We start from the raw sequence: 21823 nt of genomic DNA, 5'->3' as shown, positions 1-21823 counted from the left end.
GCAGGCTATTGAGAGAAAATTATGCTGCCAGATGGTAAGGCTCTCCGGATTTCTCCAAGGCGTAAATGAGCCGCACCAGTTTCTTGGCGGCGTGAGAGATGGCAACATTGTAGTGCTTGCCCTCGGCGCGTTTTTTAGCGAGATAAGCAGCAAAGGTCGGATCCCAGTGGCAAACATACTTGGTGGCATTGAAAATGGCAAATCGCAGGTACCTGGAGCCGCGCTTCTCCATATGGGCATAGCAGTTTGTGAGCTGCCCGGATTGGTATGTGGATGGCGACAGTCCGGCATAGGCCAGCACTTTGTCGGGGGAATCGAAACGGGAGAAGTCGCCCACCTCGGCAAGTATCATGGCCCCCATTTGAGTACCAATGCCGGGTATGGTGACAATGGGTGAGGAAATTTCATCCATAATGGTCTGGATTGCGGTTTCAACTTCTTCAATCTCAGCGTCCAGTTCCCGAATGAGGTGGATGGTATGCCGAAGCTCCAGCGACTTTGCCGGCAGTACGGAACCAATCGACGCTTTGGCAGCCTCACGGATTTCCACAGCTACATCCCGCTTGTAACGCCCTTTGGACGCTTCAAGCAGGAGAGCTTTCAACCGTGTAAGGTGCGCTTCGGCAACCTGCTTGGCCCCCGGAAACTCAGCCAACAAAGCGTAGACAGAGGCCATATGGAGTGACGGCACCAGCTTTTCCAACTCTGGGAACAGAATGCATACCAGCCTGGCAATGGAGGATTTCAGCTTAACCTCGGTCATCCTTCTGCTCGCGGAATTCTGCCCTCCGGAGAAGCGCCATATCGTCTCCGTCTTCAAGCTGATTCAAGACCTGCTCGCACCGAGCGGCGTGAAGGGCAGGACTCTGTTCCAGCTGCTGATGGCGCATCTTCCGGACGACCACAAGACAAAATGGTTCGCGGGCGCGGCACTCAACAGCGCGGATATGGCGATGCAGAGCGTCCTTTCCACGGCACTTTCCAGGCTCAACGCATTCCTGGATTCCGAACTGGAGCAGGTCCTGTGTTTTGACACTGCGATCGACGCGGAAAAGTTCTGCAACACTAAGTCCGCGATATTTTTGGTGATGCCTGAAGAGGATTCCACCAAATACTTCATCATCAGCCTGATCGTCCAGCAGCTCTACCGCGAAATCCTTGCCGTGGCCGACGAACACGGCGGCAAACTGCCCAACCGTGTCATGATGTACCTTGATGAGATAGGGACCATTCCCAAAATAGAGTCGGCCGAGATGATGTTCTCGTCCAGCCGCTCGCGCAGGGTGTCCATAACAGCCATCATCCAGAGCCTTGCTCAGTTGGAGAAAAATTACGGAAAAGAAGGCGCCGCCATCATCGTGGATAACTGCCAGGACACGATTTTCGGAGGTTTCGCGCCTAACAGCGAGTCGGCAGAAACCCTGTCCAAATCGCTGGGAACCCGAACGGTGATGAGCGGGACCGTTAACCGGGGCAAAAGCGACGGCTCGCAGAACCTCGAAATGATCGAGCGTCCGCTCCTTTCGCCGGACGAACTCAAATCCATGTCCAAGGGCAGATTCGTTGTGACGAAAACCGGCGCTTATCCAATGCGCACCCGGCTCAAGCTGTTTAAGGATTGGGGTATCACCTTCGGCAAGCCTTATGAGGTTGAGGAAAAGTCGGCCCGGAAGGTGGAGTACGCCGACCGGTTCGAGCTGGAGGAAGAACTCATCCGCAGGAATGCGGCTTATACGGTTGACCCGGACATAGCTGAAGGTAAACCCAGTACACACGGTGGGATCGAGCATGCGCCTGCGCAGGAGATAAGCAATTTTCCGCGAAGAAAAGATCCCGTTCGCATCGAATAGGAGTGATGATATGCTCCCTTTATGAGAGACAGTGAAAAAGAAAAACACTGTTGATCATGAAGGGAGCATTTTGATGTCAAGTAAGTCAAAAATAGCAATTGCGAAAAAGGTAAGAATCACCCGGGAATATATAACTGGAAATATCTCAAGGGAAGAAGCCGCGAAACGGGCGGAAGTCGCACCTGATGTCATAACAGATTGGGCACGGATTTATCGCCAAGAGGGAGTTCTGGGCTTTGCGTCAGGAAAAAAGAATCACGTCTACAGCCAAGAGCTCAAAAAGCAAGCGGTGCTGGAATATTTATCAGGCGGATGTAGTCAGCACGCCATATGCGAGAAATACAAAATCCGGTCAAGAAAACAACTTCGATGTTGGATAAAGAAGTATAATAATCATGGAGAATTCAACTCCGTCAAGCATTCCGGAGGAGGAAGCTACATGAGAAAAGCACGCAGCACAACGCCAGATGAACGTATTCGAATCGTGAAAGATTGTATTGCATCCGGTAAAAATTACGGCGAGATGGCGCTTAAATATAATGTAAGCTACCAGCAGGCACGCACCTGGACGCTGAACTTTGAGAAAATGGGTGAAGCTGGTCTGCAGGATAGGCGTGGGCAGCGAAAAAAAGATCAGGCACCACGCACAGAGTTGGAGCAGGCACAAATTGAGATCGAACAACTTAAACACAAGCTGTATCTGGCGGAAATGGAGAATGCCCTGCTAAAAAAATTGGACGAGGTGGAGAGGAGGGATGCCTCTCGCAAGTAAGGCAAGGCCATATTTACACATCCATAAAAGAATGCCGTGCGGAAGCGGGATATCCCATCGAGACTGCCTGTAAGCTACTTCATGTCGCCCGTTCCGCCTACAATAAATGGGCGTCGGGGAACCAAAGCCGCAGGATTGCCGAAAACGAGTGGCTTGCGGAAAAGATCGAGAAAATCCATATGGAAAGCCCAGACAAAGGCTACCGCCGTATCAACGATGATTTGCGACACGACCACGATATCCACATCAATGACAAGAGGGTACTTCGCATCTGTCGGGCAAAGAACATAAAATCCACCATCAAGTACAACAACCACGGTTGCACAAGGCAGGCAAAGAATCCGCAGTATCTTGCCGAAAACCTTCTTGACCGCCAGTTTTTCGCCTCTCAGCCGAATGAGAAGTGGCTCACCGACGTTACTGAATTTAAGTGGTACGAAGGTCTTGAAGTACACAAGGTTTACCTCAGTGCTGTTTTAGATCTCTATGACAGGCGCATCGTAGCTTTCGTAATTAGTGAGCGTAATGACAATCCTCTCGTATTCAAGACCTTTGACAAAGCTGTCGGGAAAAATCCGGACGCACATCCCCTGTTTCACAGTGACCGGGGATACCAGTACACGAACCGTACTTTTCATCACAAAATTGACAAAGCCGGTATGACACAAAGCATGTCCCGCGTGGCACACTGCATTGACAACGGTCCAATGGAAGGCTTCTGGGGCATTCTGAAGCGTGAACGCTATTACGGCAAACGGTTCACCAGCAAACAGGCTCTTATCCAGATGATTGAGGATTATATCCGCTATTACAATACCCGGCGTGTTCAACGTAATCTGGGTGTCCTCACACCGATGGAGAAATACGAACGTTATCTTGCTGCATAAAAAGTGGACAGCAGCTTACGCCACTGTCCAGAAAATTTTTATAGTTTTTCATTGTCCTCTTGACGGGATGCGGTTCATGATATATCATGGGGTATTTTACATCCCTTTACGCTTCTGAGCTTCCTCACCGCGCGGTTGCCGTGTATATGTACCTGCACGACCGCGCCGATAAAGACGGCAAATGCTACCCGGCGATCGGTACCATCGCACGGGAACTGAAGCTGTCCAAAAGCACGGTCAAGCGGGCAATTTCCGACCTTGAAAAAAGCGGTCGTCTCTGCAAAGAGCCGAGGTGGCGCGAAAACGGCGGAAAATCCTCCAACCTGTATCACATCAAATAACGCTGAAAAAGGCATCACTTCCGCCAGGGAGAAAGTCTGTCTACAGGTGAACCGTGGAACGGTTCATGTTGAACCATGAAAGCGAACCTCCTACTCTAAGCAGATCTAAATCAGAGAAAAGACAAGCGGAAAGGTTTATTTTTTCTTTCTTCCTTTCTTTCACCGGTATGGGAGTAACCTCCGCTGTATCCGGGTCAATCAGAATAATTTCCTTGTTCTTTTCTCTGGCATATGTAATGAGATGAGCGGCAGATTCCACAAAAACGAGCATCTGTTCTTTGTAAACCGCCAGAACGGAGCCGGAGCGGTTCACCAGTATTCATTGCAGCGGGGATAACAACTGTTTTTAAGTAAGCGTCAAAAACGCCGTCACCTTGACAGAATCAATTGGTGTCGCGCTAAGTTTTCATTGCCCCTGAATGTCCGGCAAATCCGGTCTAAGCAAGGTTTCCGTTCCCTTCAGCGGAACAGATTGAAGCGAACTGAGCCAATCGCGCGGCAATAACATGGAACAACGCTCGAAACCCGTATCGTTTTGAAAAGCACTTTTCAGGCAGATAATTCATATTATGGGTTAAAATCAACGGGAGAGGATCGGAAGATATGCCTGATGAAGAATTAAGAGACTATGGTCCCATACCAATAGTAGTGAATATTGAAGCGGTTACGGAGCAAAACAATACCTTCCGTACCGCTTTATGGACAGGGAATCATCTGCAGCTTACGCTGATGAGCATTCGTGTGAACGATGATATCGGCTTGGAAATGCACCCTGATGTTGACCAGTTTATCCGCATCGAGCAGGGCGAAGGGCTTGCGAAGTTCGGAAACCGGAGAGACAATATGAATTTTCAAAAGCGAGTCGGGCCAAGCGATGCCATTGTCATACCAGCCGGGACATGGCATAACGTCATCAATGTAGGCACCGTACCCTTAAAAGTATATTCGATTTATGCACCTCCCCAACATCCCTGGGGAACCGTTCACAAAACAAAAGACGACGCAATAGCAACAGGGACATAAAATAACGGTATCATCAGCGCTTTAGAGTATTTGAATTCGGGCCCAAGTCCCATTGGAATAATGATGCAGAAAAAGATTTGAACAGATGACTAAGGCAGGATCAGCCTACTGTACGCTATTCCTGCCTGTCCAATTTTGAGGCTAAAAGGGAGGGGCTCTCAGCGGCTGCAGGCAGATTTATATGAAAGGCGGAGGATTAATGAGCTATACGCATCCGAACGGACAGCCGCAGGGCACGGCACAGAAGTTTACGGATAAACTCAGAGAAATCCTGATCAGTGAAATCATCGCGATTAACGGTTACCAAACCCACATCGCCAACTCGGACATTCCTGAAATAAACGATGCCTGGCACAGTATTATGCTCGACGAAAAGCAGCATTACGGCTGGGTGCTGAAGCTGCTCCGCAAATATGATCCGGAGCAGTACAAACAGTTTTTAGCTCATAAGGGCGACAACCCCGGGCCCCAGACACCGGTGTCGCTCTCCCATTCCCAGTCCGGCGGTGCAGCCATTCTGAACGATATCCGGGACGATATCAAGGGAGAACTCGAGGCCGTGGTTCTGTATGAAGCGCAGCTGCCAAGATATCCATACCGGGATATCCGCACCACCTTGCAGGCCGTGATTGATGACGAAAAAGGGCACGCGGAGCATCTTACCAGGCTATTGCTGAAATATGACGTCGATCCGTATGATGAATTGGTCTGATTCCGGGTATCTCAGGAAACCGACGACTTGAACGGCCGTGAAATCCATTGGGGATGTCACAGCCGTTCTGATTTTACTGTTAATTCTTTCTCAGATGTTTTACAAGTTTTACGATTTCGACCCAAAGTACCGACGCCGCCGACATCACAATTACGGCGATCGCTTCCGGTCCGGTCAGCGGAGCCAGCTTCACAAAGGCTGAAAGCGGAGTGTATAAGAGCAGGACAAGCATGAAAATAGTTCCCGCAAAAGCCGCCCACATCACCTTGTCTTTGATCAGACGGCGGAATGACTGGAATGCAAAATCCGTTTGTGAACTGTTGACCAGAACCAAAAGTATATTGCTTAGAAAAATAATGGAAAGGCCCATTGCACGGGCAACCGGGGCGTTTATGGCCGGATCCGCCATAAGAACCGTATAATAGGTTCCAAAAGAAGAGGCAAAAACCGTCAGCCCCTGCAGGATGCTTCTGAAGAGACCTTTCGCTCTCATCAGTTTTTCTTCCGGATCACGGGGATCGCGTTCCATCACATTCTGTTCCGCGGGCTGCCGTTCAAAAATGATGGAACAGGTCGGGTCGATAATCAGTTCCAAAAGGACGACATGGATGGGCAGTAACATAAGATTCGCCGGATTTACTTTTAGGAGAGGGGCCAACAGACAGGAAAACGCGATTGGAATGTGAATCGTGAACACATATCCGACCGCTTTTTTGATGTTGTCGTAAATCCGCCTGCCGTCCCTGATGGTATCCACAATCGTCGAAAAATTATCGTCAAGCAGGATGAGATCGGCGGCTTCGCGGGACACCTCCGAACCGCGCTTTCCCATCGCGATGCCGATATCGGCATATTTGAGCGCGGGGGCGTCGTTGACCCCGTCGCCCGTCATTGCCACGATCTCGCCGTTTGCCTTGAAAGCTTTCACGATGCGCATCTTATGCTCCGGGACGACGCGGGAAAAAATGCTGACGGAACGGACCCGTTTCTGAAGTTCCTCATCCGTCATCCGGTCGATCTCGTCGCCGGTGACGGATTCCCCGCATGGCATGCCGATCTGCTTCGCGATCGCGCTTGCCGTGATGCCGTTGTCGCCCGTAATCATCACAACGCGGACGCCTGCCTTCCTGCAGCGGAGAATATCCGCTTTTACGGATTCCCTCGGAGGATCCGCAAGGCCAACCAACCCACAGAACTGAAGGCGGCACTGGGCCAAAGAAGCGGGAACTTCGTCCGCCGTTCCAACGTCCATTCTGCCAACCGCAATCACACGGAGCCCGCGTGCCGCCATATCGGCGGCTTTTTCCTGTACTTTGTCCCGTTCGTCCGAATTGAGATTACATAAAGCGAGGATCTTTTCCGGAGAGCCTTTCGCGGCGATCAGAATTTGGTTGCCGCGCCGCCAGACGTGGCCCATCATTTTCGCTTCATGGGTAAACGAATATTCCTGAATCAGTTCGCCGCCGAAAAGGAACTCCTTGGACAGGCCCCTGCCTTCACAATACGAAATCATGGCCTTTTCCATAGGGTCATATGCGTCCGGTTCACAGGCCATCCCCATGACCGCGCAGAGGTCCCGCTCTTTGTTTTCCTCCGTCCACGTATCGCATACGGTCATCTGATTCATCGTAATGGTGCCGGTCTTATCAACGCAAAGAACCGACACGGCGCCGAGCGTTTCTACGGAAGCCAGCCTGCGCATAAGCGAATGCCTTTTTGCAAGCCGCCATGCGCCCATGGAAAGGAAGACTGTCAAAATAACCGGGAACTCTTCCGGGATCATGGCCATGGCGAGCGTGACGCCGGAAAGGATGCTTTCGATCAGCCTGTCGGTAAATTGGTGGTCCGGGATATTCAGCCAAGTGAAGCAGCCTACCAATACAAACAGGACCGCCGCAATAACCGCGCAAAGCTTCACGAGCCCGCGGGTCTGCCTCTGAAGCGGCGACGGGGCTTCCGGCGCGCCGACGACATTTGTACCGATTTTCCCGAACTCGGTGGCTTTGCCGATTTGATCCACGCGGACCAGCGCGCTTCCCTGCGTCACAAGAGTCCCCGCGTAGCAGTGGTCGCACCGCCAGTGCCCGCCGTCTGTATCGGCGGTCCCGAGCGCGACCTTCCAAACGCCTTCCGCTTCGCCCGTCATGGACGACTCGTCGACGCACAGATCGTTTGCCTGAAGGATCTCCCCGTCCGCCGGGATCTTGTCGCCTTCGGCAATCAGCATGATATCTCCCGGGACAAGATCAGCGCTGTCGATCCGCTGCTCCGCTCCGTCCCGCAGCACCGTAATGCGCGGTGCCGCGAGATCCTTTAAGGCGTTCAGGGTCTTGTCGGTTTTCCAGCCCTGGATCACATCGATACTGATCATACCCGATACAAAGATCAGCATAACAACTCCGTCGCGCGGCTCACCCAGCAAAAAATAGATGACCGCCGTCACGATGAGCAGCAAAAACATAGGTTCCGACAAGGCTTTCAAAATCTCTTGAAGAACATTCTTCTTCTTTTTCGGAATCAATTCGTTCCTGCCGAATCGCTTTTGACGTTGCACGGCTTCCGCCGTCGTCAGGCCGGTTGGATTTGTGGTGTTCTTTCGTTCTGTCATAAAAGTTACCTCCATAATGCTTCTTAAGCATTTATGCGACAGCTCCATGGCATTGCAAAGATACAGCTGCAGTCTCAAAAGGGTACAAAAATACCTGTGAGACAACATACTGTCCCACAGGTTCTGATCAACCTGTTGCCGCGAGGCCCAGCCCCATAAACCCATATCGGGTTTATCGCCTGCTCAGTTTGTACTGTAGATCAAATGCAGCGCAAAGAGATGAAAGATATTCTATCATATTCATTTACTCGCGTCAAGTGATTAAAAACAAAAAGATAAGATTCCCATCATGAATTTTATGGCGGATCCTGAGAGAAAACCTATTTTTTCTTTTTCCTTTTTTTAGAAATCCAAACAACAAAACCAACCCCGCCGACCGCCATCACGGCGAGAGTAATGTAGGTATAGAGATTCATGGATTGGCTGACGCGTTCCCAGCCGGCTCCGGCAAAAGCACCCAGCGCCACCAGAACCACATTCCAAATTGCGGAGCCGAGGGTGGTGTACAAAAGGAACCTGCCTCTGCGCATCCGCGCCATCCCCGCGGGGATGGAGATGAGGCTTCGGACTAATGGAATAAACCGGCAAAAAAAGACGGTGGAGGCACCGCGCCGATTAAACCAGCCTTCCGCCCGTTCCACATCCCCTTTTTTCAGCCCGAGGACATGTCCCCATTTCCCGATGAACCTGTCCATTTTCTCGGCCGGAAGCAGCCGTCCGACACCGTAAAGGACGATTGCCCCAGCCACCGACCCGATGGTGGCGGACAAGGTGACAATCCAGATGTTCATAGTCGAAGCCGTAGTCTCGGACGCACCACGCGCCGAAAGTCATTTCGCGCGTCGGGTCGGCATTGACGGTGCAGTGCACCCAACCCTCCGGCACGATGACCACTTCGCCCTCGCCGGCGCGGACCGCATAGCATTCGCCCGCGTCGTCGCCGTCGGACTCCTGCATAAAGATGACTGCTTCTCCGCTCCAGATCTCATATACCTCCGGTGTCGAGCTTCCGCACGACGGGGAAACCGCGTGCACATGTCCCTGGCTCCTGACTGGCTCGTCGCCCACCCTGCCCTTCGCGTAGATCATCGCGCCGTATAGCAAGTTGCGCGCACGAAGGTCGTCCTGATCCCGTGTCTTTCCGACGTCCATGGCGACCGAATAGACAACTTCTGGCCCGCTGGCACTCGGGTCGCTGAGGCTCCGACGGATGTCATCCAGCCGTCTTTTTTCGGTCACAGGCCCGAACACACCCTCTCCGTAACTGAAATCCAAGCTTCCTATATCCGGTTTAACGTCAAATCCGGGATAAAACATCTCCATCTTCCTTTCCGTTTTTCAATTAAATGCGCACGGACGCCTTAATTGTTGCAATCTCTTTGCCCTCCGACTTTCCGTACGGCCGGATCGTGTAAGTGCCGACCGCAGCGGGTACGATGAAAGTCTCTGCGTAATGCACCACGTAGGGCTCGAATGCGCAGGTCGGGGATTCCACTAACGCCTCTTCACCCTCGATCAGGTTCAGCACGTTGACCGAGCCGTTTGTATTGTGGGTGACGGGCTTTGTGAACCAGTGCCTTCTGGTCTCGATGAATTCCAGTTCATGCAACCCCGTTTGCTCTTCCCTCCAGCCGTCGCCCTGCGCGACCTCTTTTTCGCGGTGGAGCAGATTCGTCTCGACCCACTCCGTCGTACGGTTATACTGAATTACCCTGCTGCCGTGGTCAACATGAACCGGTCTGGGAATTCCGTCCAGCCCCACGCGTCCCCAATCCCACAGCTTGAAGGTGAAAATGTAGGGAGTCGCGCTGATTTCAAGCACCATCGCGTTTTTGCCGGAGCAGTGGATTGTCCCCGCCGGGATCAGGACGTGGTCATGCTTTTTGATTGGAAATTTGTTAATGTATTTTGAGTCGTCAAAGGTTTCGCCCCTACCTTGCGCATTTTTCAGATCGCCAATCAGTTCCTCCGGAACCACGCCATCCTTCAGGCCAAGGTAAGCACAGGCATCCGGTCCCGCGTCAAGAATATAATAGCTTTCATCCTGTGTGTAATGCATTCCGAAATTTTCCTGAATGTATTCCGTAAGCGGATGCACCTGCAAGCTGAGGTTACCGCCGCCCATCGTGTCCAGAAAGTCGAACCGGATTGGAAATTCCAACCCGAACCGCGCGTGGACTTTCGGGCCGAGCAATTCGTCCGGACGCATAAACACGATATTTATCGATGGGACCTCGGCGGTCACGTCTCCCACCCGCAAAAGCACGGAATTCTCCTCAGGCACGCCGTCGAAGCACCACGCCATGTTATTTTCTCCGTGGGCCAGGTCGCAGACCTCTTCCATCCATCTGCCGCCCCATACCCCCTCGTCAAAATAAGGCATCAGCCGAAACGGCTTTCTCGCCGCCTGCTCTATGCCGTTGCGGAACGCTTCCCCGGTGATCGCCTTTCCGCAGCCTTTGGCTGTCGTATCCAACACATAATCCATGTCCTGATAGAGAGACCGCTTATGCCGGTCTAGCACGCGCCACTCGATAAAAAACGCCCTTTTATACTTTCGAAGCGTGTCCTCCTGAAAATTTCCTACTCCCCAGTTGTCCAACTCATGACTTCTGAACCGCTGCTGAATCTCCCAACGCGGCATGTCGGCGTAAACCAGAAGATCGCCCTTCGTAACAAGCGAAGCGCCGATGCCGTAGACGACAACAAGCCCTTCTTCGACCGCGTCCACCCGTTTTCTTAGCTCTTTCAGCTTTTCGGCATCATAAAACTCCTCGATTTTGTGTGTGGACAGGACGCCGAAAACGCGGTCATCCGTAATGTTCCGTTTCAGCTTTTGGCTGATTTCCGTCTCCGCCAGCTTTGCGGATTCGCACAGGATCGTCTCCTTTGCCCCCAACGGGGAAAGCAGTTGGGAAAGAACTTCCCCATGGCGGACACCGTGATAGAAATCGGCCACCAAAACCTGCTTCCGCTTACCGAGCTGTTTAATTCGGCGTTTCAGCTCCTCCGCGAAATCCTGATAGCTGCCCCAGGACTCCCTGTCGTGTCCCTCCACGCGGATGATCGGAAATTTTTCATAATTCGGGGTTCTGTGTTCAAAATACATAGACTTTCCTCCACACAATCAAAGTTTTTCCAGAAGGCTTTTAGGGAAAGTTAACGGTATCGATACCGTTAACTTAAAATAGACATATATACTATATTTTTGCATATATTATCTTAATTTCTTTATTATTATAACACTATTTATCTAAATTTCAAGTGATTTTAAAAAAATATTATTATGAATTTTATATTTTACGGTAACGATATCGGTAAATTTCAAATCCTTTGCTGAAAAGGGTTCCGAAGCCAAAAGCCGTCCGTAAGCTGAGGACTTTTTGAATAGGTGTCAGCCAAAACTCAAACCTTGCGGCTTTTATCTTTGCCCGTAAGATTGAAAAAAAGCATCCTGTGTATTATAATAAATATCATATTATTTAGATGATATTATCAAACGAGAAAATTGGGACAGCGTTGAAAAAATACGAGATAGCAAAACGAGGAGTGCAGGGAGTGGAAGATAAAAACTCAAACAAACAGACGCGGCAGCAGACGACGATTGCAGATATTGCTAAATTGGCCGGCGTCTCTGTCAGTACAGTTTCAAGGGTGCTGAATAACAGCACCGAGGTCAGCAAAACGACTAAAAAGAAAATACTGAAGCTGATCAAGGAATATGACTATACGCCGAGCGAGCTGGCGCGCGGCCTGGTAACGAAGACAAGCAAAACGATCGGGTTGCTGATACCCAATTTGCTTAATCCCTACTACGTGGAACTTATCGAAAGCATTGAAAAATTTGTTTCAAGCCAAGGCTTTTCGCTTTTTCTCTGCATCACCGATGCCAAGGAAGAAAAAGAAAAATATTACATCAATGAAATGCTCCGAAGAAGGACAAACGGCTTAGTGATGCTGAGCACCAACATTAAAGACCACGACCTCATTAAAAAGGTGAAGAAATCAATGGAGATCGTTTCGGTGGAAGCAGATATTGAAGATGTGGACAAGATCAGCGTGACCAATGAAAAAGGCACTTACGATGTGATTAACCACCTCATCGAATATGGGCATAAAGATATCGCATTCATCGGGTATCGGTTTTCACTGAGCGGCCTACAACAACGATTCACGGGATATCAGCGGGCGATGGAGGAACACTCTATCCCCATCAGACCGGAATATGTGATCGAGGGTGAAGGGACAGGCAATTCGGGATACACCATGACGCAACGGCTTTTGGAGTTACCGAACCCACCCACAGCAATCCACTGCATGAACGAACATCTGGCTGTAGGCACCTATCTCGCCATTAATGAATATGGGCTTCGAATCCCACAGGACATCTCGGTCACAGCATTCGACAATCTCGCATCATCCAACATACTCAAGCCGAGGCTCACCACCGCTGCGATGCCAATCCGCGAGATGGGCGAAGCGGCGGCGGATCTTCTCATACGGAATATCCTGGAGGGTAGCAAACAGGTAAAACAGGAGATCATTTTTTCCACAAAGCTGATCTTGAGGGAATCCACGCGGCGGCTGGATTGCCCGTAAGGAAAATCTGCCGCGCAAGCGGGGCTTTCGCTCCTAGCAAACCAAAAAGAAGGACAAGGTTTTTGCCTTGTCCTTCTTTTTGGTACGCCCGGAGGAACACGGACCCGCGATCTCTAATGTGTTTATCACCACCAAAGCCGGGGGGTAAACATGAACGAACTCTACAACTTAACTGAAGATGCTGTAAAGTGCGGTTTCATTTCCTGTACATTGTCACTTATATAGTTCTCTTTGTTTTTGATAGGTCGGAAAAGGGTTCCTTGGATGTCGCCGCATTTCACATATAGGAGTTCAAGAATGACGGTAATAGGATAGCTGTCCCCACGGGTATCCGTTACAGATTCCGCTTGAAAAAGTCCTGTAGTGCCCCAATGGCGGCCGACTCATCGGCTCCTTCGGCGCTGATCTTAACACTTTCTCCCTTTTTCACACCAAGGCCCATTACCGCGAAAATCTTTTTCGCATCGCTTATTTTGTCCCCTTTCGTAATTTTAATGGTGCTTGCAAATTTTCCGGCCTCTTTGGTCAACATTCCTGCCGGCCTTGCGTGGATTCCTTCCAGGTCGGTAACGACGTAGCTAAATTCTTTCATGATTATTTCCTCTTTCCATCCATTTTTTATGCTTCTAAATTTGCTCTTCGCCGAATCTTGCTGTTTCCGCCTTGTCGATTAGAGAAAGAAACTCCGATTTGCTTTTCGCCTCAATCAAGTTTCGGCGAAAATCATCATCCATTAAAAGGACGGACAGCCGGGCCAGAACATCCAGATGAATATTCTCGCTTGTATCCGGAGCTGCAATCATAAACAGCAGTTTCGCGGGGGAGCCGTCCAGCGATTCATACTCAACACCCTCTTTAGCCACCATGGCACTCAGCCCCGCATTCGTAACGACTTTTGTCTTGGCATGCGGAATGGCTACGCCTTCGCCAATCCCGGTCGTTCCTTCCTTTTCCCGTTTCAGCACACATTTTTTGTATTTTGCTTTGTTTTTCAGTTTGCCTGTAGCATCCATCAACTCCACCAGCTCGTCAATTGCATCCGCTTTTGAGTGCGGGCTTGCGTTCAGGTTAATGCCGGGTTCACTTAACAAATCGGTAATTCGCATGTTCATTCTCCTTGCTTATATTAGTTTTAGCAATTCATGGATTTTCTCTTCTGTCGCCAACTCCGCACTGAATGCACTGGCGCTTCCGGCAGCCAAGCCCAGTCGGAACGCTTCTTCATAATTTCCGTCATGAAGATATCCGGCCAGAAATCCTGCAACCATGGAGTCACCCGCTCCTACAGAATTGACGACTACGCCTTTCGGTGCCGGGTTTCTGAATGTCTTGCCGTTCTCCCCCACAAAAACAGCGCCGTTTCCCGCCATGGAAACCAACACGTTTCGTGCGCCGATTTTTTGAAGCTCTTTGGCATAAAAAACGATATCGTCTTTGTCCTCCAGCTTCCTGTTAAAGAGTTCGCCCAGTTCGTGGTGGTTTGGTTTAATTAAAAACGGGTGGAATTTCAGCACATTCAAAAGCAAGTTACGCGTCGCATCCACAACCACCCTGACATTTTTCTCCGCCATGCGGCCGCAGATGATTTCATAAATATTTTCCGGAATCGTGTTTGAGATGCTTCCCGCCAAGACCAGAATGTCCCCGTTTTCCAGCAAATTAAGTTTGTCATACAGTACCTGCAGCGTCTGCGCGCCAATCTGCGGGCCCCGGCCATTTATTTCGCTTTCTTCCTCCGATTTTAGTTTTACGTTGATTCTGGACATGCCGTCTTGGATTCGGATGAAATCAGTTTTGCAGCCATGCTCCTTCACCCTTTGTTCAATCTGGTCCCCGGTAAAGCCTGCAATAAACCCCAAAGCAACACTTTCAATTCCCAGATTTTTGAGTACAATGGAAACATTAATCCCTTTCCCGCCGGGAAAAATTTTTTCTGAAACGGTACGGTTTACCTTGCCGGCTTGAAAAGAATCTACTTCTACGATGTAGTCAAGGGAGGGATTAAAAGTTACGGTGTAAATCATTTCCTTCAGTCTCCAATATCGTTATATTAGGATTGTTCTGTTTCCCCGAATAAAAGTTATTGTACTTATAATACACGCATTTATGAGCGCAGTCAATCATAAACGATCAAATGGGGATATAATCTTTCCGTCGTAAGGAGGAATAATGACGGTGAGAGCAACGGAAAATTTTCAAGAGAATTAGGAGCGGGCAAATCTCTGATCTGTCATTGGGCAAGGGAATCTTGATTCTCATTTCAAGCAATCCGAAATATCTTGTCAGTTATTACAGCAATTCCACTCAGAATTGCGAGATTAAGATGTGTTTCAAAATTGTATTACAAATCCCCCCTGTTCAATTTCATTTGGACAAGAGTATATAAAAAATTCTTGCTTTTTCTGTCTAATTTCTATTGAACAATACACAGAGCGGGCGGTTCTGTGTATTCCTATCACCAAGATGGTTGGAATACCCGCTAAAGCTGAAAAAACGGATGACGCGAGGTCGAGGTCTCTGTTTGGAGAAAAAAATGAAAAACCGGGAACTGGCGCCAATCTAGTCACAGACGGTAATATTACACTTTTTCCTGTAAAGTGCCAACAAACTGGCATCCACTTCCCGATCGGTAATGATACACGAAGCTTTATCCATGTCGATAATCTTGTAAGAGGAGATTCGACCGAATTTCGGGTGATCGCACAGGAAAAAAATCTGTTTACTGTTCTGGCAGAAGGCTTTTTTACTGTTGGCTTCAATGGCGCTGGTCGTGGAAAGCCCAAAATTGTAATCAATGCCGTTCGCGCCTAAAAATGCCTGATCGAAATGAATCTGCTGAATTTGATCGATTGCCATCATTCCTTCAATCGTCCGGGCGCTGTGAATGTAATTACCCCCAAGGATAACGAGGTTATAGTCCGGCCGCTGGACCAGAACATTAACGACGTCTATGGAATTCGTAACGATCGTCAGCCCTGACGCAGTCAGCTCCTGAGCCATCAGATGGGTCAGTGTACTGGTGCCTAAAGCAATGGTGCTGCCGTTTTTCACCAATGAGGCGGCGTGTTTGGCAATTGAGAATTTTTGCTGACGGTTAATGTCGCGCTTGGCGTTATAATCATATTCGTGAGAAAGCGGCTCTGCCAGAATCGCCCCGCCGTGCGTCCGTTTCAGTAGCCCTGACTTTTCAAGAGAAGCAAGATCCCTTCGGATCGTGGACTGAGAGACGCTATATTTTTCCGCCAACTCATCCGTGGTAATACGGTGGTCAATGTTGATTTTATTTAGAATTGAGATTCTTCTTTCTTCTTCAAACATGTTATCGCCTCACTAACTGCATTTTATAATAGCAATTATAGCATAAACATGCATGGATTTGAATCGTTGTATTTAAATTCGCGCACAAATTCTCTTACAAATGGCAAAATGAGCATAACTAGGTTATCGGTGAACGTTTTGCTGCAAAGAGCTGTATTTTCTTTTAAAATTAAAAGGTATTATGGATAAATTTACATATTATCACCAAAATTATATTGAAACTGTATTGACAAACGAAATTTTCTATCATAAAATGTACTCATAAACGAGAGTAAATGAGCATAAACAAAAATAAAAAAGCAGTCGTAATTTTTGCGAATGAGGTTTTTCCTTCGCAAAAGGGTCAAAAATCTGAGTTAGGGGGTCAAGAGCGGTCCTGATGAAAATGTGCGCACATTTTTTGCCGGATGCTCAATTTAATACAGGAGGAAAAGTAATGAAAAAAATCATAGCAATTACATCTTGCCCGACAGGAATCGCCCACACGTATATGGCGGCCGAGTCGTTGGAGAAAAAAGCAAAGGAGCTAGGGTACGAAATAAAAGTGGAGACGCAGGGCGCTTCCGGAGTAAAAAACGCGCTGACGGCACAGGATGTTGCGGAAGCGGACGCGATTATTCTTGCCGTTGACAAAGGAATTGATGAATCCCGCTTTGCAGAAAGAAAAGTGTTAAAAATCCCGGTGGCAAAAGCAATTAAGGACGCGCAAACTGCTATTGAGGACGCACTGGCAGACAATGGAACGGTCCTGGTAAAAGGATCAAAGAATTCCTCCGGCGAGAGTGCGGCAGAAACAGACACAGGAATACGCAGCCTCTACAAACATATCATGAGCGGTGTTTCCTACATGCTGCCGGTGGTTGTCGCTGGCGGAATTATTCTTGCTTTATCCTTTGCGTTCGGTATTTATGCGTTTAAGGAAGAGGGGTCTTTCGCTTGGGCGCTATATCAAATCGGCGGCGCGGGTCTTGGTATTATGGTTCCGGTGCTGTCGGCCTATATCGCCTATTCCATTGCGGACAAAGGCGGTTTCGCCGCAGGTTTAATCGGCGGTATTCTGGCGAACAACATCGGTGCCGGATTCCTTGGCGGCCTGCTTTCCGGTCTGATGGCCGGTTATGTTGCTCTGCTGATCAGCAAATACGTGAAAGTGCCAAAAACCTTTGCGGGAATTAAGGACATCCTGATTTTGCCGATTTTCTCCACCCTGATTACCGGCTTACTGATGCTCTATCTGGTCGGCACACCTATCAAGGGGCTTTCCGGAGTAATCACACAGTTTTTAACAAATATGAGCGGTGTAAGCGCGGTGCTTCTCGGTATTATCTTCGGCCTGTTATACTTTGATTTGGGCGGACCGTTCTCAAAGGTTCTGTACGCGTTTGCAATCGGCGTCCTGGCCAACGGAGTTTACGAGCCGATGGCAGCCGTTATGGTGTGCGGAATGGTTCCGCCGATCGGCATTGCGATTGCGACCTTCCTGCGTCCGAAGCTTTGGGACGTTCATCAGCGCGAGGCGGGAAAAGCGGCTGTGTTTCTCGGACTGAGCTATATTACCGAGGGCGCGATTCCGTTCGCCGCTGAAAAGCCGCTAATGGTTCTACCCTCCTGTATGCTGGGCTCTGCGGTCGGCGCAATCGTTTCCATGCTTCTGCACGTAGGTGTAAAAGCGCCGCACGGAGGAATTTTCCTTCTGTTCATCCCCAACGTAGTCACGAATGTACTCGGATTTCTGATTGCTCTGTTGGCGGGCTCCCTTGTAACGGCGCTTATGCTGACATTTCTGAAAAGCAGGAGTACCGCAAAACAAAGATAAATTTTGGAAAGGAAGTCAATGGAATTATCATGAATGATAAAAGTGTAGCGGAAACAGTTGAAATCAGTAAAAAAATAGAATGTGAAAAACCGCTGGAAGAACAGATTCAGATTATGGAGGAATATACAGAGTGTCATCGGGTGCATAGCGAATGTTCCGTTTCCAGAAGAGAAGTGGAATGTCTGAAAGTATTATATCCGCGACTGTTTCGCCACATTGAGGATCAGGATCTGGTGGTCGGCAGGCTGGACGCGCTGCCCATTGGTTTTGGGTGCGTCACGTCTGTCGGCGGGGTAGGGCATTATTGCGTGTTCAGTAAGCTGGCGAAGTTAAGGCAGAAAGCAGCCGGCACCCCCGAATTGGTTGAAAGACTGAACGCTCTGGAAGCATATTGGGACAATCACGATACAAGGAGCATTTTTTTCAACGATTCCCTGACGGAAACCACAATGGGAAAGTTCGTTGACGCAAAGTACCCGGCTATCTTGACGGCCCGTCTGAGCGGGATGTATCTGGATTATCCGAAGCTGATCGATCTCGGTATTCCCGGCTTGGAAGCATTGATCACCGGTTGCCTAGAAAAAGAGCAAGAGGCGGACAAGGTCGATTTTTACAAAAATCTTCTGGAGTGTCTGCAGTTGCTTAAAACCACCATTCTCTATCATGTGAATTTGTGCAAAAAGCAACTGATGCAAACGGCCGGCACAACGCGGAAAAAGCAATTGGAAAATATTATGGAAGCGCTCGGAAACATTTTGAAAAGAAAACCGGAAACGCTTTTGGAAGGGATTGAACTGAGTTGGCTATACAGTCTGCTTTCCAGTGTGGTCAATTACGGAAGAATGGATGACTATCTCGGAGAACTGTTGGTCCACGACCTGCAGGCAGGCCTCTATGACGAGCGGCAGGCTCTCGCTTATATTAAGTCCTTCTTCAAGCTGATTGAGGCGCGTCGCTCCAACGTAAACGGGCGCGTGGTAATCGGCGGTAAAGGACGTCGCAATCCCGAAACAGCCGATGTTTTCTGCAAAATTGCGATTCAGGCCGTCATGGCAAATAAGGACATTGAACCGCAGTTTACGCTCAGGATCTATTCCGGGATGAATCCTGAAATCTATGAGCTCGCACTGCAGGCGATCGCGACCGGATGCACCTATCCTGTACTCTATAACGACGACGTAAATATTCCTTCGGTCGAGCGCGCTTTACGTGTCAGTCATGAGACTGCCTTGCAGTATGTTCCGTTCGGGTGCGGGGAGATCGTCATTTCCGGGCAGAGCGTCGGAACCCCAAACGCCTGTATCAACCTTTTAAAAATCCTGAATATTTCTCTGAACGGTGGAATTGATCCGTGGGACGGCAAGGATAAAAGCGGAGGGCTGGCGCTGGAGACGCCGGATCGGATGAAGACCTTTGACGATGTTCGCTCACAGTACGAAAGGCTTTTGGAGTATTACATTGTCCAGACCGCCGGGGCTCACCGGCATTCCTACGAAGTGATGAAGTCACAGGTGAGCTTTTTGTTCACTTCCATGCTGGTGGACGACTGCATTGCGAGGGGAAGGGCCGTTTTGAACGGAGGCGCACGATATCTGGGCGGCACGAATGAAACGTACGGAAACATCAACGCGAGCGATTCTCTCACCGCGATTAAATACTGGGTGTACGACAAAAAGAAATACACGCTCAGCAGAGTGGTTGAGGCCATGAATGATAATTTCGAACATGATCCGGAGCTGCGCAGAGATCTTGTGAACGCTCCCAAGTACGGCAATGACGACCCGTACGCGGACGATATTGCGGTCGCCCTGCACCAGTTTACCTGTGGAAAAATTGAAGAGCAGGCGAAAGCGTTTGGCTTCTACTCCTATAACGCGGTGGTTATCAACAACCAGGTCAATACGGAGTGGGGACGCGCCACGTCGGCTTCGGCGGACGGCCGCCTGAAGGGCGTCTATATGAACAACGGCAACAATCCGCAGGGCGGAGCGGACAAAAACGGGCCAACGGCGATGCTGAACAGCCTTGTGAGGCTCAAAACCGATATTCATGCGGGTTCCGTACAGAACATGAAATTTAACCGTTACATGTGCCAAACGCAGGGAGAGAAGGTCAAAGCGCTGCTGCGTACTTACTTTAAAAACGGCGGGGGCCAGATCATGATTTCTGTCGTTAGTCGCGGGGAACTGGAAGACGCGTATCAGAATCCTGAAAAATATCCGAATCTCCTTGTCAGGGTAGGAGGATTCAGCGCCAGATTTGTGGAGCTGGAGAAAGATGTTCAGCGTGAAGTTATATCCCGAACTCTGAATTAGGTGAAGTTGTGGGAATAATTTTTGACATCCAGCGATTTTGCCTGAATGACGGCCCCGGAATCCGTACGACCGTATTTCTGAAGGGATGCCCTCTGGCGTGCAGATGGTGTCATAATCCGGAATCGAATGCTTTTTGCAGGCAGCTTGCCTACGATCCGTCAAAATGCGTTTTGTGCGGAAAATGTCAGGAGGCCTGTCCATGCTCCGTGCATCGGATTGAAAACGGCGTTCACCATGTGGATTTCAGTAGATGTACGGCGTGCGAGAAATGTGTACGGGTGTGTCCGCAGCAGGCGTTGAGCATTTACGGAAAAGAAACGTCGGTAGAGCAAATTGTTGAAACCGTCTTAAAAGACAGGAAATACTACGAGGAATCCGGCGGCGGCGTGACCATCAGCGGGGGTGAACCTATGGCGCAACCCGCGTTTTCCCTGGCTCTGGCAAAGGCTTGTAAACGGGAAGGCCTGCACGTTTGCATGGAAACAAGCGGCTTCGGGAAAAGGCAGGATTATTCGGAGATACGACCGTATATCGATCTGTTTCTGTATGACTGCAAAGCGACGGGCGACAGCCTGCACAGAAAACTGACCGGCGTAAGCAACCGGATTATTTTGGAAAACATGTACAACCTGTTGGATGAGGGCGCTCAGCTGATTTTGAGATGCCCCATAATTCCGGGATACAACCTGAGTGAGGAGCACCTTCAGGCCATTGCGAAGCTCAGCCGGTTGAAGAATATTGTCAGAACGGAGATTCTCCCTTACCACAACATGGGGACGGGAAAGGCGAAAAAAATAGGCTCCGGGTTGTATGTGGAACAGGTACAGATTCCACAGCAGGAGCAGGTGGATGAATGGATCAAAAAAATCAGGGCGCATGGCGGCCTTTCCATCCAGAGGGGGTAACCTGTCGTATTCATATAGAGTCTGCGACCGACAGGGTACGAATACACGGATCCGCCGCCATGCCAATGCGTTCCGGTAAGCAACCGAAAAAACTGAAAATCCGCCGGACTTATTTTAGTTGGCGCAGAGATCATTTGAAACATACCATCCGGCAATTTAATATTCCCTTGAAAAAAACGGCGTCGTCCGAAAGATTGAAATCTTTTGGACGACGCCGCCGGTTTTAGCGCCAGTTTGTGTTAAAAAACAGCACATCATTTCAGAGGGCAGGATACGGAATCAATCGCCACACTGTTCTGTCACATCCTCATCGGTGCGTTCCAGTTTGAAAACCACAGGACGCATCCCGTCGGTGCAATTCAGAATTGCCACATTGTCGTGCCGAATCCACGGATCAACACCGTCGAAGAATTTCCCGTCCATTCCGTTAGACAGCGCAAAGGCGTAGTGCTGCATCACCTTCCACGCTTCGTCGCAAAGGCCCTCTGGCTTGCGATAGTCAGCATAGAAAACCTGCCCGACCTGATGTACCGGGCAACGGGTAAGTCCTTTCACAGCATATTCGCTAACCAGTTTTTCATTATAATTTGTTTCTAAAACAGTAATTTTAACACGTTTCATATCTTCCCTGTGTTTTCCTTTCCAGTAAAGGCAGGCAAACAGGCGATTCCTGTCGG

Annotated in this window: 16 protein-coding genes, 4 pseudogenes and 1 riboswitch; of the genes and pseudogenes, 10 read left to right on the top strand and 10 right to left on the bottom strand. The window is 49.5% G+C overall.

Annotated features, from left to right (window positions below; all coding sequences use genetic code 11):
* Window positions 1–19 precede the first annotated feature (19 nt).
* Window positions 20–820: pseudogene (locus VXK30_RS05685) on the bottom strand (IS110 family transposase); the annotation flags it as partial.
* On the opposite strand from VXK30_RS05685, the pseudogene VXK30_RS05680 reads away from it, so the two are divergent.
* The 6 genes and pseudogenes from VXK30_RS05680 to VXK30_RS05655 all read left to right on the top strand — a co-directional run.
* Window positions 750–1850, top strand: a pseudogene (locus VXK30_RS05680) (type IV secretory system conjugative DNA transfer family protein); the annotation flags it as partial. The pseudogenes VXK30_RS05685 and VXK30_RS05680 sit on opposite strands and share 71 nt — an antisense overlap.
* A gap of 31 nt (window positions 1851–1881) precedes the next feature.
* Window positions 1882–2622, top strand: coding sequence for a transposase (locus tag VXK30_RS05675; protein ID WP_275718016.1), 741 nt, complete (start codon window positions 1882–1884; stop codon window positions 2620–2622).
* A complete protein-coding gene (locus tag VXK30_RS05670) occupies window positions 2583–3509 on the top strand; it encodes an IS3 family transposase (RefSeq protein WP_329494549.1) in 927 nt (308 codons plus the stop codon). The genes VXK30_RS05675 and VXK30_RS05670 overlap by 40 nt, the downstream gene beginning before the upstream one ends.
* 86 nt (window positions 3510–3595) lie before the next feature.
* Window positions 3596–3850, top strand: a complete 255-nt coding sequence (locus VXK30_RS05665) for a helix-turn-helix domain-containing protein (RefSeq protein ID WP_275712706.1) — start codon at window positions 3596–3598, stop codon at window positions 3848–3850.
* A 615-nt stretch (window positions 3851–4465) separates the two neighbouring features.
* Window positions 4466–4873: pseudogene (locus tag VXK30_RS05660) on the top strand (cupin domain-containing protein); the annotation flags it as partial.
* Between the two features lie 199 nt (window positions 4874–5072).
* On the top strand, window positions 5073–5585 hold the full coding sequence (locus tag VXK30_RS05655; RefSeq protein WP_275712707.1) for a ferritin-like domain-containing protein: 513 nt from the start codon (window positions 5073–5075) through the stop codon (window positions 5583–5585).
* Window positions 5586–5664: 79 nt separating this feature from the next.
* On the opposite strand, the gene VXK30_RS05650 is transcribed toward VXK30_RS05655, so the two are convergent.
* The 4 genes and pseudogenes from VXK30_RS05650 to VXK30_RS05635 form a co-directional block, all read right to left on the bottom strand.
* Entirely contained in the window at window positions 5665–8193 is a 2529-nt protein-coding gene (locus VXK30_RS05650; protein ID WP_275712708.1) for a cation-translocating P-type ATPase, read from the bottom strand.
* 107 nt (window positions 8194–8300) lie between these two features.
* A riboswitch (NiCo riboswitch) is annotated at window positions 8301–8390 on the bottom strand.
* 123 nt (window positions 8391–8513) lie between these two features.
* A complete protein-coding gene (locus VXK30_RS05645; protein WP_329494300.1) occupies window positions 8514–8984 on the bottom strand; it encodes a DedA family protein in 471 nt (156 codons plus the stop codon).
* A 49-nt stretch (window positions 8985–9033) separates the two neighbouring features.
* Window positions 9034–9345 (bottom strand): annotated as a pseudogene (locus tag VXK30_RS05640) (glucose-6-phosphate isomerase family protein); the annotation flags it as partial.
* Between the two features lie 190 nt (window positions 9346–9535).
* Window positions 9536–11302, bottom strand: coding sequence for a class I mannose-6-phosphate isomerase (locus tag VXK30_RS05635; protein ID WP_275712710.1), 1767 nt, complete (start codon window positions 11300–11302; stop codon window positions 9536–9538).
* Window positions 11303–11751: 449 nt separating this feature from the next.
* Between VXK30_RS05635 and VXK30_RS05630 the strand changes: the two genes are divergently transcribed.
* Window positions 11752–12792, top strand: coding sequence for a LacI family DNA-binding transcriptional regulator (locus VXK30_RS05630; RefSeq protein WP_275712711.1), 1041 nt, complete (start codon window positions 11752–11754; stop codon window positions 12790–12792).
* A 334-nt stretch (window positions 12793–13126) separates the two neighbouring features.
* On the opposite strand, the gene VXK30_RS05625 is transcribed toward VXK30_RS05630, so the two are convergent.
* The 4 genes from VXK30_RS05625 to VXK30_RS05610 form a co-directional block, all read right to left on the bottom strand.
* Window positions 13127–13384 carry an HPr family phosphocarrier protein gene (locus VXK30_RS05625; protein ID WP_275712712.1) on the bottom strand — a complete coding sequence of 86 codons (258 nt, stop codon included), beginning with the start codon at window positions 13382–13384 and terminating at the stop codon, window positions 13127–13129.
* A gap of 34 nt (window positions 13385–13418) precedes the next feature.
* Window positions 13419–13898, bottom strand: coding sequence for a PTS sugar transporter subunit IIA (locus VXK30_RS05620; RefSeq protein ID WP_275712713.1), 480 nt, complete (start codon window positions 13896–13898; stop codon window positions 13419–13421).
* 15 nt (window positions 13899–13913) lie between these two features.
* The gene (pfkB, locus tag VXK30_RS05615) at window positions 13914–14816 is read right to left on the bottom strand and encodes a 1-phosphofructokinase (protein WP_275712714.1); all 903 of its coding nucleotides are present in this window, start codon (window positions 14814–14816) and stop codon (window positions 13914–13916) included.
* A gap of 535 nt (window positions 14817–15351) precedes the next feature.
* Window positions 15352–16110 carry a DeoR/GlpR family DNA-binding transcription regulator gene (locus tag VXK30_RS05610; RefSeq protein WP_275712716.1) on the bottom strand — a complete coding sequence of 253 codons (759 nt, stop codon included), beginning with the start codon at window positions 16108–16110 and terminating at the stop codon, window positions 15352–15354.
* A gap of 436 nt (window positions 16111–16546) precedes the next feature.
* Here VXK30_RS05610 and VXK30_RS05605 point away from each other — a divergent pair, with 436 nt between their 5' ends.
* Genes VXK30_RS05605 through VXK30_RS05595 form a run of 3 tightly spaced genes read left to right on the top strand, consistent with a single transcriptional unit; the run spans window position 16547 to window position 21146 of the window.
* Entirely contained in the window at window positions 16547–17926 is a 1380-nt protein-coding gene (locus VXK30_RS05605) for a PTS fructose transporter subunit IIC (RefSeq protein WP_275712717.1), read from the top strand.
* 29 nt (window positions 17927–17955) lie between these two features.
* Window positions 17956–20241: a pyruvate formate lyase family protein gene (locus tag VXK30_RS05600; RefSeq protein WP_275712719.1), complete on the top strand. Its 2286-nt coding sequence runs from the start codon at window positions 17956–17958 to the stop codon at window positions 20239–20241.
* 8 nt (window positions 20242–20249) lie between these two features.
* Window positions 20250–21146 (top strand): glycyl-radical enzyme activating protein, encoded by an 897-nt coding sequence (locus VXK30_RS05595; RefSeq protein ID WP_275712721.1) that lies wholly within the window; start codon window positions 20250–20252, stop codon window positions 21144–21146.
* A 279-nt stretch (window positions 21147–21425) separates the two neighbouring features.
* Here VXK30_RS05595 and VXK30_RS05590 read toward each other — a convergent pair whose 3' ends face one another.
* The gene (locus VXK30_RS05590; RefSeq protein WP_275712722.1) at window positions 21426–21767 is read right to left on the bottom strand and encodes a TIGR04076 family protein; all 342 of its coding nucleotides are present in this window, start codon (window positions 21765–21767) and stop codon (window positions 21426–21428) included.
* Window positions 21768–21823 lie beyond the last annotated feature (56 nt).

The sequence above is a fragment of the Caproiciproducens sp. CPB-2 genome (genome assembly GCF_036287215.1).
Lineage (GTDB): Bacteria > Bacillota > Clostridia > Oscillospirales > Acutalibacteraceae > Caproiciproducens.
This window is presented reverse-complemented; position numbering and strand designations above follow the sequence as displayed.